15 protein-coding genes and 1 other annotated feature are annotated in these 12687 nt (G+C 37.1%); of the genes, 6 read left to right on the top strand and 9 right to left on the bottom strand.

What is annotated here, in order from left to right:
* Positions 1–204 precede the first annotated feature (204 nt).
* The gene (yidC, locus tag NKR74_RS21725) at positions 205–1002 is read right to left on the bottom strand and encodes a membrane protein insertase YidC (RefSeq protein WP_253630804.1); all 798 of its coding nucleotides are present in this window, start codon (positions 1000–1002) and stop codon (positions 205–207) included.
* A 22-nt stretch (positions 1003–1024) separates the two neighbouring features.
* Positions 1025–1318, bottom strand: a complete 294-nt coding sequence (locus tag NKR74_RS21730; protein WP_098308893.1) for a hypothetical protein — start codon at positions 1316–1318, stop codon at positions 1025–1027.
* A gap of 205 nt (positions 1319–1523) precedes the next feature.
* Here NKR74_RS21730 and NKR74_RS21735 point away from each other — a divergent pair, with 205 nt between their 5' ends.
* The 3 genes from NKR74_RS21735 (at position 1524) to NKR74_RS21745 (ending at position 3128) form a co-directional block, all read left to right on the top strand.
* Positions 1524–2417: a YitT family protein gene (locus NKR74_RS21735; protein WP_253630805.1), complete on the top strand. Its 894-nt coding sequence runs from the start codon at positions 1524–1526 to the stop codon at positions 2415–2417.
* 21 nt (positions 2418–2438) lie between these two features.
* Positions 2439–2582, top strand: coding sequence for a hypothetical protein (locus NKR74_RS21740; RefSeq protein ID WP_253630806.1), 144 nt, complete (start codon positions 2439–2441; stop codon positions 2580–2582).
* Positions 2583–2750: 168 nt separating this feature from the next.
* Positions 2751–3128 (top strand): DUF3938 domain-containing protein, encoded by a 378-nt coding sequence (locus NKR74_RS21745; RefSeq protein WP_253630807.1) that lies wholly within the window; start codon positions 2751–2753, stop codon positions 3126–3128.
* 84 nt (positions 3129–3212) lie between these two features.
* Here NKR74_RS21745 and NKR74_RS21750 read toward each other — a convergent pair whose 3' ends face one another.
* Together NKR74_RS21750 and metG are read right to left on the bottom strand one after the other, a co-directional pair.
* Positions 3213–3827 carry a DedA family protein gene (locus NKR74_RS21750; RefSeq protein ID WP_253630808.1) on the bottom strand — a complete coding sequence of 205 codons (615 nt, stop codon included), beginning with the start codon at positions 3825–3827 and terminating at the stop codon, positions 3213–3215.
* Between the two features lie 180 nt (positions 3828–4007).
* The gene (metG, locus tag NKR74_RS21755) at positions 4008–5642 is read right to left on the bottom strand and encodes a methionine--tRNA ligase (protein ID WP_253630809.1); all 1635 of its coding nucleotides are present in this window, start codon (positions 5640–5642) and stop codon (positions 4008–4010) included.
* A 51-nt stretch (positions 5643–5693) separates the two neighbouring features.
* Positions 5694–5966 (bottom strand) — a binding site (T-box leader).
* A 145-nt stretch (positions 5967–6111) separates the two neighbouring features.
* Between metG and NKR74_RS21760 the strand changes: the two genes are divergently transcribed.
* Together NKR74_RS21760 and NKR74_RS21765 are read left to right on the top strand one after the other, a co-directional pair.
* Positions 6112–6912 carry a class I SAM-dependent methyltransferase gene (locus NKR74_RS21760; protein ID WP_253630810.1) on the top strand — a complete coding sequence of 267 codons (801 nt, stop codon included), beginning with the start codon at positions 6112–6114 and terminating at the stop codon, positions 6910–6912.
* Between the two features lie 218 nt (positions 6913–7130).
* On the top strand, positions 7131–7445 hold the full coding sequence (locus NKR74_RS21765; protein ID WP_098308904.1) for a metal-sulfur cluster assembly factor: 315 nt from the start codon (positions 7131–7133) through the stop codon (positions 7443–7445).
* A gap of 140 nt (positions 7446–7585) precedes the next feature.
* Here NKR74_RS21765 and NKR74_RS21770 read toward each other — a convergent pair whose 3' ends face one another.
* From NKR74_RS21770 to NKR74_RS21785, 4 genes are all read right to left on the bottom strand, one after another.
* Entirely contained in the window at positions 7586–9235 is a 1650-nt protein-coding gene (locus NKR74_RS21770) for a M4 family metallopeptidase (protein ID WP_253630811.1), read from the bottom strand.
* Positions 9236–9435: 200 nt separating this feature from the next.
* On the bottom strand, positions 9436–10134 hold the full coding sequence (locus NKR74_RS21775; protein ID WP_253630812.1) for a pirin family protein: 699 nt from the start codon (positions 10132–10134) through the stop codon (positions 9436–9438).
* A gap of 49 nt (positions 10135–10183) precedes the next feature.
* A complete protein-coding gene (locus NKR74_RS21780; protein WP_253630813.1) occupies positions 10184–10597 on the bottom strand; it encodes a MarR family winged helix-turn-helix transcriptional regulator in 414 nt (137 codons plus the stop codon).
* A 109-nt stretch (positions 10598–10706) separates the two neighbouring features.
* Positions 10707–11141 carry a DUF3920 family protein gene (locus tag NKR74_RS21785; protein WP_253630814.1) on the bottom strand — a complete coding sequence of 145 codons (435 nt, stop codon included), beginning with the start codon at positions 11139–11141 and terminating at the stop codon, positions 10707–10709.
* A gap of 195 nt (positions 11142–11336) precedes the next feature.
* Between NKR74_RS21785 and NKR74_RS21790 the strand changes: the two genes are divergently transcribed.
* Complete coding sequence (locus NKR74_RS21790; RefSeq protein ID WP_253630815.1) at positions 11337–11777, top strand: Dps family protein; 441 nt, start codon at positions 11337–11339, stop codon at positions 11775–11777.
* A gap of 282 nt (positions 11778–12059) precedes the next feature.
* On the opposite strand, the gene NKR74_RS21795 is transcribed toward NKR74_RS21790, so the two are convergent.
* The gene (locus NKR74_RS21795) at positions 12060–12638 is read right to left on the bottom strand and encodes an LOG family protein (protein ID WP_253630816.1); all 579 of its coding nucleotides are present in this window, start codon (positions 12636–12638) and stop codon (positions 12060–12062) included.
* Between the last annotated feature and the right edge of the window lie 49 nt (positions 12639–12687).

Genomic DNA, 12687 nt, shown 5'->3' on the forward strand with positions numbered 1-12687 from the left:
GTTCCTCTCTATTAACCTCCAAGCCCCTTCATATTCAAGCCGATAACAAGTGGTCATTACATTCATGCATCAATTTCGTATATCGAAATCACAAAAAATAGACAGTGCTCATTAGAGCACTGTCTTATTTATGCAGTAAAAACCCGATTAGGCGGGCGGATGCCCCCATCGATGGAAATTTCACTTTATAAAAGTAAACCTTTCTTATGCGCTTTGCACTTGTACATCTTCACGATCCATAACTTTCCTCAATACTATAGTTTGAATCACAGTAAATAGGTTACTTGTAATCCAGTACAAGACAAGTCCTGATGGTGCAGCTGATCCCATAAATAAAATCATTGCCGGCATTATAAACTGCTGGACTTTCAATACTTGATTTTGAGCTTGTTCTCCTGTCATATTAGACTGAAATACTTTCATTTGCAGGAATGTTGACATAGCAGCAAGGACAGGTAAAATGTGATAAGGATCTGCATGTCCTAAATTTACCCATAAGAAAGAAGAGGAACGAATCTCTTCCGTGTGACTAATTGCATAGTACAATCCTGAGAAGACCGGCATTTGCAGCAGCAACGGTAAACAACCCATCAGCGGGTTTACACCGTCCTCTCTCATTAAAGTCATCATTTCTTGTTGATATTGCTTTTGTTTTTCCGGATTCTTCGTCGTATCGCCATACTTTTCCTTCAATTTCTGAAGCTTTGGCTGCATTTTTTTCGTTTTTAATTGGCTGCGATATTGCGTAATCGTCAGCGGCAGTAATATCGTACGAACTACAATCGTAATAATGATAATGGCAATCCCGAAGCTATGATTCGGCAAATGGTGCGCCACAAACTGCAGCATAACAGAAATTGGATATACAATAAAGTGATTCCAAAATCCTGGGCTATTCGCATCAACTGGTCCTGCATTTGCATTCGCATTACTACAACCAGATAAAACAACAACAAGTAATAAAGATAAACTTACGAGCCAAGCTCGGTATGATTTAAACATATATATATTCCTCCAATGTTTCTTAATTCGTTAGCGAAACATTGGTTATATACGGACCTACATCGTCACTCTCTCCGCTTGCTTCTTGCCTGCGAACTGAGTGGGCCATTCCATGTTTATAAAAGATAGAGAAAAGTAAGCTATTCCCTATATGCTCCTCACATGTTTCAACGACTGCGAAAGCTTTCTGTCTACCTCTATATGTTTGCTGACGTACAAAACGTGAAACATTAGTGAGAAATAAGACTTCTAATAAACAAAGTGCCGTTGTTACAACAGATATACATAACATTGCATCTTGCAATAGGAATTCCATCTCTTCACATCCTTATGACAGGATTATATCATACTGTTTCAACATGTAAATTCCTTATATTTTACATATTTATGTTTTTATTCATACACTTAAATTGTAAAAATTTTATAAAATTTTCGTATAATAATAAAACTATTGCCAGTGTTTGAAAAAAGCATTATTCTCTTCTTGTAATCAAAAACGAATATGGAGATGAAAACAGACTATGGGCCAACTAGGAGACGCCGATTACGTTCCCGATACCGCCTTTTTAGCATTCCCAGCCGCAAAAACATTGCATTTAGAATTCATCATTCAACTTGTTGTTATTTCAGTCGCTTCAATCCTCTATGCAATTTCAATGAATATGTTTTTTATTCCACACCACATGATTAGTGGCGGCTTTGCTGGCGTTGGGATGATTATCGGTTACTTAATGCACTATAGCATTGGTGCACTCATCTTTTTATTAAACATTCCACTGCTCTTTCTTAGCTATTTTTATCTAGGAAAGAAAACAACTTTTTTAACAGCATACTTTCTTGCTGTATCGACTCTTGCAATGAATATCATTCCAGTTCATCAAATTTCTGAGGATGTTTTGCTGTCTTCTGTTTTTGGTGGTGTATTATGTGGAGCTGCAACAGGAATCATTTTCCGCTTTGCTTCTTCGACGGGTGGATTCGATATTATTGGGTTAATTGTAGCAAAACATAGAGATATTTCTATTGGATCCATTATTTTTGCCTTTAACCTTATTCTACTTGCAGTCGGTGGTTTTATTTTCGGATGGGATATTACACTTTACACACTTATCAGCCGATTTGTTGTAAGTAAAGTCATCGATTCTATTCATACAAAACATATTAAATTAACAGTGATGACCGTTACAGAAAAAGGAGATGCCATTAAAAAAGCATTACTACACAGCGGGATTCGCGGTGTAACAATGGTTGATGCTGTCGGTGGATATACAGATCATAAGAAAAAAATGATTTACACAGTTGTTACGCGCTATGAATTAGGAGAAATTAAACGTCTAATCCGTCACGTTGATAGCCATGCTTTTATTAACATTACAGAAACAGTAGAAGTGGTTGGACGATTTAAACGTATATAACAAAACGCAAGGAGGAAATCCTTGCGTTTTTATTTGCATATAAAAGAGTTCCGTAAAAGCCCGATTGGTTCAACTAACCATCAGTGGGGGATGAAACCCGCCCCACTGATGGAAGTTTCACTTTATGATATCGAAGGAAATGGAATGATGTTTATAGCTATTTGAAACATCAAAAACTAGAAATATCAGATAATTATTTTTATTCAAATCTAAAACATGTTATACTATGTATATATCATAAAAGTAGATAATAACTATATCTTCTTATTTAATTTCTATTAATTAAAATTCAGGTCCTCCTGTTCAAATGATGATGATGAAGGAGATGAACGTATGAACAAACAATTTAGATTTATAATCGCAACATTATTTGCCGTAGCAGGCGGTCTCGTGTGCTTTTGGACAAATACTCATACTGGTGAAAATTTATATATGAATGGAATCGATTCTATTGTAAGCGCTTCAATTTTAGGTTCGTTTACTTTCTTCCTTTTCAATCCGGAAGAAAACGCAAGAAAAACGACACTCTTAACGATGATTGGAATTGTCGGCGGTTGTATCTCATTTTCAACAACAACTTATGATTTACCTCTGCAACTTAGTACAGCATTCTTCCATGGTCTTTGGACTTGGTTTATCGCATTTTGCGTAGCAGATATCTTTGATTTACTACAAGATGAAAACCACGTTCAAATGGAAAGTAATTCGTAATAAAAAAGAAGGTGGTCTCTGAAATGCACCCTTTGTAAAGGGTACATTTCAGAGACCACCTTTTTCGACATAGAATGGATATTTTTAATTTACTGTTTGCACAAGTGCACGTCTAATTTGTTTGCGAAAATTTACCGCTAAACCTACTGCCACAACCACAACAACACCGATAATAATCTTTCCGATATGATCTTCAAACACTCCAAAAATAGCATCTATGTTTCCACCTAACCAATAACCGCCTACTAAGAAGAATGACACCCAAAATAATGCCCCACAATAAATTGTTATCGCAAAGCGGCGAAATGGTAAACTAATAATACCTGCAAAGTACCCTGTAAAATGACGCACACCAGGAATAAAAAATGCAATAAATATTAGGGAATACCCATACTTATCGAACCACTTCCGCGTTAAATCAATTTTACGCTGCGTTAAAAAGACATACTTTCCGTACCTTTGAATAAATGGCATACCGAGCTTGTTTCCTACAAAATATTGAATGGTCATACCAACACTTGTCCCTAGAAAAGAGAAGAAGATTAATAATGTTAAGTGTAACTCACCTGTATGCACTAAATATCCTGCATACACTAATGTTGGCTCTCCCGGAAACGGAAATGCAATATACTCTAACAACAGTCCAACGAGTACAACATAGTACCCGTATTGTTGAAATAATTCATGAACCCATTCCATGTCGCCCTCTCCTTTTCTTGCTGATATTCAATCTTCTATAACGTACTAATTTTGTATCTTTATTGTATAAAAATGTTGTCGAAACTACTATCGCAATGGCTTACAATAAGCTTACATTTTTGTAAGGAAAGTGATTATATACTTTAATAAAAAAATAGCACCACAATCGGTGCTATTTTTTTATATTAAAGACCCATACAGTTTTTCCACTTCTTCCTCAATTTTCTTCACATCGATACGTTCAAATAACGGTGATACATTCGAAATATAAGCTGGACATTCAGTGACGTAATTCCATTTGCTCTGAGAAACCTCTAACATTTGTTGTACTTGTGCAGATGAAAACGGAAGAAACGGCGCTAATACTTGTGCAAAGTTTATAATGAAATGAACACAATTTCGCATTGTTTCATCGCAGGCTCTCTTGTCCTCTTTTATTTGTTTCCAAGGCTGTCTCTCATCGAAATATTTATTAGCATAACGAATCGTTTCAAAAATTATTTCTAGCGCTTGTTTAAAATGCGCTTTTTCAATCAATCGCCCTGCTTCCATATATAATCCTTTTAGCTTTTCTTCAATTTCTTGATTGATGTGTCCAGTTGGTACAGTATTCTCGTAATATTTTTCAAGAAACTTCAGCGTTCTATTAACAAAGTTTCCATATGCTCCTAACAATTCACTATTATGACTATAAATAAACTCTCGCCACGAAAAATCTGTATCTCGATTTTCTGGTGCGTTTATAGTTAAAAAATAGCGTATCGAATCAGGATTATATTCCTTTAACATGTCTGGTATCCATACAGCCCAGTTCCTACTCGTAGATAACTTCCTTTTTTCCACCGTTAAATATTCATTAGAAACAATATATTCTGGTAATGCTTTCGCTTGTATTCCCTGCAAAATAGCTGGCCAAATAATTGTATGAAATGGAATATTATCTTTGCCATGCACATAATACGTCCGTGTATCCTCTTGCCAAAATGGTGTATCATCACAGTTTATTTCTTGTGCCCATTGTTTACTTGCTGAATAATAACCAGACACAGCCTCAATCCAAACGTACACCTTCTTCTCTTCGTACCCAGCAACCGGAACGCTTACTCCAATTGGCAAATCTCTTGAAACAGCACGATCCTGTAATCCTTCTTGTAAATATCGCTGCGCCAGCTGCACGGCGTTCTCACGCCACGTGCCATTCTGTTTCACCGTTTCTATATACTCTTCTACTTGCTTCTGTAATGACGTTAGTGCAAAATAAAAATGCTCTGTCTCCTTAATTGTCGGCACACTGCCGCACAACTTACATGTTTTCTCTAATAAATCTATCGGATCCAAAATAGCAGAACATGCATCGCACTGATCACCACGCGCCTGTGCGCCGCATTGCGGACAAATCCCTTCCACATAACGATCCGGCAAAAACTGCGCACAAGTCTCACAATATGTTTGCTCCACCTTCTTTTTATAAATAAGCCCCTTTTCTACAAGCTCTAAGAAAATGTTCTGAACTACTTCATGATGATGAACACAGTCAGTACGCGTATAGCAATCATAGGAAAAACCTAACTTCTGAAAACATCGTTCAAATTCTTCATGATAGCGATCCGCAATTGTTTTTACACTTACTCCCTCTTGCTTAGCACGAATCGTAATCGGTGTACCGTTACAATCACTTCCTGATACATATAGCACCTTATCGCCTTTCAAACGGTAATAACGCGCTAAAATATCTCCTGGTAATAAACTTGCAATATGACCAAGGTGCAATGAACCATTTGCATATGGCCACGCGCCTCCAATAAAAATATTCATCCTACATTCCTCCTTTAAAAATAAAAAAGCCCCGTCCTTATCTTCTAAAAAGATAAGGACGAGGCTGTATATACAGTCGTGGTACCACCTTATTTCGCCAATTGCTCACACAATTGACCTCTGCAAGTACGGAGCAACCATTGCTCGTATACTGTGACTTTGATAACGAGAGCCAACACTCGTCGTCGCCTACTATTATCAGCTGATAAGTTCAGGACGAAGCTCAGAGGCCATTGTTCAAATGAGCATTCTTGCTTCTTCTCAGCTACCGAAGCTCTCTGGAAAGAATGATTTCATTCTACTTTTCCTCTTCAACGCTTTTCATATGTAATTTACATTTTATAATATTATACAGAAAAATCAAACTATTTGTTCGTTCTATTACAAAAAAAATTACAATTCATTCCATAGAAAGGGATTTTTATATTTATGAAGAATTTATACTCCTTCATGGAAAGGAGAGGTCTTTTTGAATCAACAGCAATTAAGTGCAAAGAATAAAGCAGGCTGGAGTAAAGCCGCTTATGAAGCTTGGACAAATCGCCACGGAACGCCGCATTCTTTTGGCAAGCAAATACGGGAAAACCCTACTGCCGAGGTCACTTATTATTTGCCTTACATCGGTGAAGTGCGAGGAAAACGAATTATAAATTTAATGGGATCAAAAGGGAGTAAGGCGGTTGCCCTTTCATTATTAGGGGCAGAAGTAACGGTTGTCGATATTTCAGAGAGCAATGCGAAATATGCTAAAGGACTTGCCGCAGCCGCTAAAACACATGTTGAATACATCGTGTCTGATGTACTAGATTTACCAGAGACAATAGGCTCATTCGACGTAGTATTACTTGAGCTTGGTGTGCTCCACTATTTCATAGATTTAGAGCCTTTATTTACACTTATTTCTCAATTGCTAAAACAAGGTGGAACATTCCTTTTACGCGACTATCATCCGATGTATACAAAACTTCTGCAAATAGAAGATAACCAAGCAATCGCAAATGGAAATTACTTTTATGAAGATGTAATCGAAGTAGATGTAGCATACGGTATGCTCTTATCAGAAGCAGAGCGCTCCTCTTTACCTAAAAATACGATTCGCAGATGGACGTTAGGAGAAATTGTAACAAAAATCGCCCAAGCAGGACTCCGTCTCGAAGAGCTCACAGAAGAATGTGGGGCAAAGCAAAAATGGGTCTTTCCACCTCACGCGCCGGAAGGAATTGAACATCGCATCCCTGGACTATATACACTGATCGCCAAAAATATATAGAAAAACTCTTTTTAAAATGAAGAGAGTTTTTCTTCTATGCATAGCGCGTATAAGTCGAAGTTGGGGATTACTAAAATATGATTAAATAGGATAAAGTGAAACTTTATGAGGAATACTTTTTTGATCTAGAAAAAAATGCTGTGTGCCCAATCACTGCATCTTCTCTTTCCATCTTGTATAATGAGAATAACTATCAATCATGAATAGAGGTGTTTCATATGTCTCAAACTTTAGAAGATAAAGTATATGCCAATTTAGAAGCTGTAATTGACCCTGAGCTTGGCGTAGATATTATAAACCTTGGGCTAGTATATGATGTCACAACTGACGAACAAAATAATGCTGTTATTACAATGACAATGACTTCTATCGGTTGTCCAATGGCTGGACAAATTGTATCTGATGTAAAAAAGGTATTATCGACAAATGTTCCAGAGGTAAACGAAATAGAAGTAAATGTTGTTTGGAATCCTCCTTGGTCCAAAGAACGTATGTCTCGCATGGCAAAAATCGCACTAGGAATTCGCGATTAGATAAAGTGAAACTTCCATCAGTGGTCCCCCACCTCTCTTCTTCGCTTTTCTCTGAATCTTGAGGTGGGGGTCTTACTGCCCACGAATAGCGGGACGAAAAGAAAGACCTGACATTATCAAAGTCAGGTCTTCTTTATTTCTTATTTTACACCTACTGCATCATATGCTTTTGTTACAGCTTGTACTTCTTTAGAATTTTGGCCGTATAAATCTGTAGCTGCTTGAATTGCAGCTTTGCGCATCATGCTAAAGTTTGAGTTTGCAGTTAAATATTTTGTAAGAGCACGGTAATAAATTTTTTCTGTTGCTGCGCGGCCGACACCATTTACAGTAACACCGTAATGTGTGCCACCTTCAGAAACTAAGTATGCAGCTTTGTTGTTAATGCTGCTGTTAATATGAACACCGCCATTATCAACCGTTCCTGTGTAGCGCTTGCTATAATGATCTGGATAGCCTTCAGTTGGCTTTAATGGATTTGGAATAGCAGCAGGATTGCTTAAAGAACGCAGTGCATCTCCCGCTTTACCTGGCGTATAAATATCTTCTCCCATCTCCCAATCATCACGATCGACCATCGCACCCATAATATCAGATAACGATTCATTTAATGCACCAGATTCGTCTTGATACTCTAGATTTGCGGAGTATTCTGTTACTGCATGAGTCAGCTCATGCGCAATAACATCAAGTCCTGCTGATAATGGAATGAATACTTTTCCATCACCGTCTCCGTACATCATTTGGACACCATTCCACGCTGCATTATTCCAGTTTTTCCCTACATGAACAGAAGAGATTAATTTTGCCCCTTCATTATCAAAGGAATTACGCTTAAATGTTTTCTTATAATAATCGTATACTTTCTCAGCGTTAGCGTGCGCATCAACAGCTGCTTTATCTTCAAAGAACTTGTTTCTACTTTCAATTTCATAACCTGTATATCCAAACCATTGTGACAATATGTTAAATATAAATTCATTCATGTTCTTCGCATCGAATGTATGAATACCTTGTCCACGCGTGCCGTCAAATAATTGAAAAGTGCCTGTTTTTTCATTTTGTGACATTTCAAACGTTGTTCGATTTCCTAACACACCATATCCAAACCCAGCCATATGATCAACTGCATTATATTTTTCAATCACATTACCGTTTGTCGCATCCACGAAATAATGCCAGTAGCCTGGTGCTGGATTCGAAACAGATGCTTTTACAAGATAGGAAAGATAATATTGTCCATCTTTTTCATATACATATAAATCTTTCTTAATCCCATCATAGTTGTCTACTTTTCCAATTTCTTTCTCAATATCAGCTTTTGCAATATTTACAGCCTCATCTTCTGAAATACTTGCATTTGCTGGGATATTTTTATTTTCTAAATTCGGGATAACTTGTCCGAAAAATGCTTTCACATTATTATCTTTATCAATTGCTACTGTTTGATCAGAGCCATATACAGGAACACCATTATATTTTTCAATAAGCTTCACATGCGTTGTTCCCGCTTCTGCGTCTTTTTCTTCTCCAACGATTTCAAAATGTTTCTCCATATTTCCTGCTAATTTAAACATGTCTTTCTTACTCTTTAAATACTCAAACACCGTTTCTTTTTTATCTAGTCCTTCCGGTGCTTTCCACTCTTCCCCAATATAAGATGGTGTCTGAAATTCTTGGTTATATTGAACTTTTTGCTCTGCTGCATATGTACGTGACGTACCAAATGTCGCAAATCCCCCTAAAGCTAGAGATAAAGCTAACGTTGAAGATAATACCTTCTTTTTCAAAAACAACACTCCCCATCCCCTAATGTTTTGACACTTTTATACAATTCTAGAGATAATAGTAATAACCTCCCGTTTAAATTTTAGAAAATTTCGACAGAAAATTCATACAAAAAAAAGAGCAGCGCTATCTATAGACGCTACTCGTGGCATATTTTTATTAACGGGCAGTAAGCCCCCTCACTGTTGAAAGTTTCACTTAATTATTGTTCCTTCATCTCAATTACTAAATAATGAGCTGTTTCTGCTGCTTGAATATGGATATCTTCTTCAATGACTTCTGCTGCATCTCTCATCACTAACGTTTCACCATTCACAATGCCGCTTCCTTCAATTTGAACCAAATAAGCTTGACGCCCTTCACCAACTGGGAATGTAATCTCTTTTCCTTTTTCTAAAGCAAGAGAGTACAGATTTGCATCTTGATGAATTTCAATCGGTGCACCGCCATCAATTGGCGAAACCATGTGGAACCATGTATTCTCACGTTTATTCCAATCAAATTTAAATTCACCGTAATTTGGCGTATGGCCAGCACGGTCTGGTAAAATCCAAATTTGCAGAAGACGCAATGTTTCATCTCCTAAGTTGTGCTCACTATGGAAGACACCTGTTCCAGCACTCATATATTGCACATGACCGCGCTCAATTGTCCCGCGGTTTCCCATACTATCTTGGTGCGTTAATGCCCCGTCCACTACATAAGAAATAATCTCCATATCACGGTGTGGATGCGTATCAAATCCTGTTTGTGCTGCTACTAAATCATCATTAATTACGCGAAGTGCACCAAATCTCATATTATTTGGATTGTAGTAATCTGCAAATGAAAAATGAAAATGTGTATTTAACCAACCGTGATTTGCTCTTCCCATTTGTTTATGATCAATTTTTTTAAACATATCCTTCACCTCATATTATCTCGAATTCGAGATATTTATTTAAAATTTTTTATGATTGTAATTTACGAAGTAATGCTAACAGTTGTTTCTGTTCCTCGCGATCCAACTTGCAAAATTGCGCTGCTTGAAATCTTTCTTGAGGCGGAACAACGTCTTCATACAATGCTTTACCTTTCTCTGTTAAGGAAAGATACTTCGTTTTTCCTTCTTGCTCTCTTTGAATTAAATCCAGCTGCTCCATTTTACTTAAAAGCTGCGTAACGTTTCCTTTTGTAACGAAAAGCTTTTGTCCTAATTCTTGCTGCGTTAAACGATCCCCTGCTCCAATTTGTACTAATACATCAAATTGCGCAGCAGACAAATCCCATTTTTTTAAATGTTGATTCGTTTCCCTAATACTTTGGTTGTAAAAGCGTGATAAACGAAACCATACTAATAAACCAAGTCGTTCATCTGTTTTCATTCCATCACCTCGCTAAGCTTTGTAACTATAGTTTAGAACTAAACCTTAAAAATGTCAATTACTTTCTTTTTGTAAGTAAAACTAAAACATAGTGCCGGATCCACTATGTTTAGTTTGCATATTTCCTCCTATATTCTCTTATCTTTCTCTTCGCAAACACTCTTGCATCCTTCTCAATCCACCGCTTTTCATACATTTCATTACCGACATACAATAACTTTCGTTCATGCTGCATATCATGCCGAAACTCATGCAACAATGTTTCTAATAACTGCTCATACTTCTCCCACATACAAACAAAAATTAAACGTTTTTCTTTATGATAAAATCCGTTCAGCGGAAATAAAAATTCTTCTTCCTCTTCTCCTAATCGTACTAACACATCATTTGTTTCACACGTATCACAGAAAAATACAGGTACATCACGCCGTTCAATTAATGAGAACACATCCCTCTTTACTTGATTTATATCCCATGGAAAATCTTCATCAAGTACATACCAGTTCCCAGTTTGTTGATATATCTTTTGAGATAGGAGTTGCATATTCATTCTCCTTTCTATGTTATTCTCTTTTCTCTGTATGCCACATTATTCCTTGTTTTAAACCTACACCTATGTCACAAAATATTTAAAAATTATATATGCAAAAAGGGTTGATTTTATACCTCCTATTACATTATAATAATTATAAATTAGTAATTGATACAAAACAATAAAAACGTGAAGGAGATTGATATCATGAATACACAAGTTATTGAAGTATTAAACAAACAAGTAGCAAACTGGAGCGTTTTATTTACAAAATTACACAACTACCACTGGTACGTAACAGGACCTCAGTTCTTTACATTACATGAGAAATTCGAACAATTTTATACAGAAGCAGCTACGAACATCGATGAAATTGCAGAACGTATTTTAGCAATCGGCGGCAAACCAGTAGCAACAATGAAAGAATACTTAGAACTATCTTCTGTTCAAGAAGCAGCTTACGGAGAAACTGCCGAAGGGATGGTTGAAGCAATTATGAAAGACTATGAAATGATGCTTGGTGAACTGAAAAAAGGCATGACAATCGCACAAGATGCAGACGATGAAATGACATCTGATCTACTACTTGGCGTCTACACTGAACTTGAAAAACATGCATGGATGTTACGTGCATTCTTGAATCAATAAGAAAAACGGAAACGGCGCCGATATATCGGCGCTTTTTCTAATATATCGGCAATTCGACACAATATAAAGACCCTTCGACCGCATTCGACAAATATCAAGCCAAAAAATCGAGCGGGACAATTCCGCTCGGTTTCACTTTATCCCGCATTAACGGGCAGTAAGTTCCCCACCTCAAGATGCAGAAAAAAACGAAGAAGGTAAGTGGGGGCTAACTGCCCGTAAAAACCCGATTGGTTCAACTAACCATCAGTGAAAAAATCGCTCACTGATGGAAGTTTCACTTTATGTTAACTGCTTCCACTTATTTCCCATCACTGGTCGTTTGTACTCTTTCATTTTAGGAACCAACTCATTAGCCGTTTTTGCAGATACAAGCAATTCTTTATTCGATGGGTTCATAAAACCTTCCTCTGCTGCACGGTCCACCATTTGTAATAACGGTGTGTAAAATTCTGCAATATTTAGCAATCCAACAGGCTTTTCATGAATCCCAATTTGCGACCAACACACCACTTCAAACAGTTCTTCAAACGTTCCATAACCGCCTGGAAGTGCAATAAATGCATCAGCAAGTTCACTCATTTTTGCTTTTCTCTCATGCATCGTTTCTACTTCGATTAGTTCTGTTAAGCCTTGGTGAACAATTTCTCCTCTAAATAATCCACGAGGCATAACACCCGTTACACGGCCGCCTAGCTCTAATACTTGATTTGCTACTTCTCCCATTAATCCAACGCAAGAGCCTCCGTATACAAGCTCTATATTATTTTGAACTAGTATTTCTCCAAGTTGTCGAGCTTCTGTTTGAAACTCTGAACGCTCTCCAACATTCGATCCTGCAAATACACAAATACGCTTCATTACTCCACCCCAAAACCATATATTGTTGTGCTACAATGTAATCATACTA

Origin of the sequence: Bacillus sp. 3103sda1 (assembly GCF_024159135.1) — a bacterium.
Classification (GTDB): Bacteria; Bacillota; Bacilli; order Bacillales; family Bacillaceae_G; genus Bacillus_A; species Bacillus_A rhizoplanae.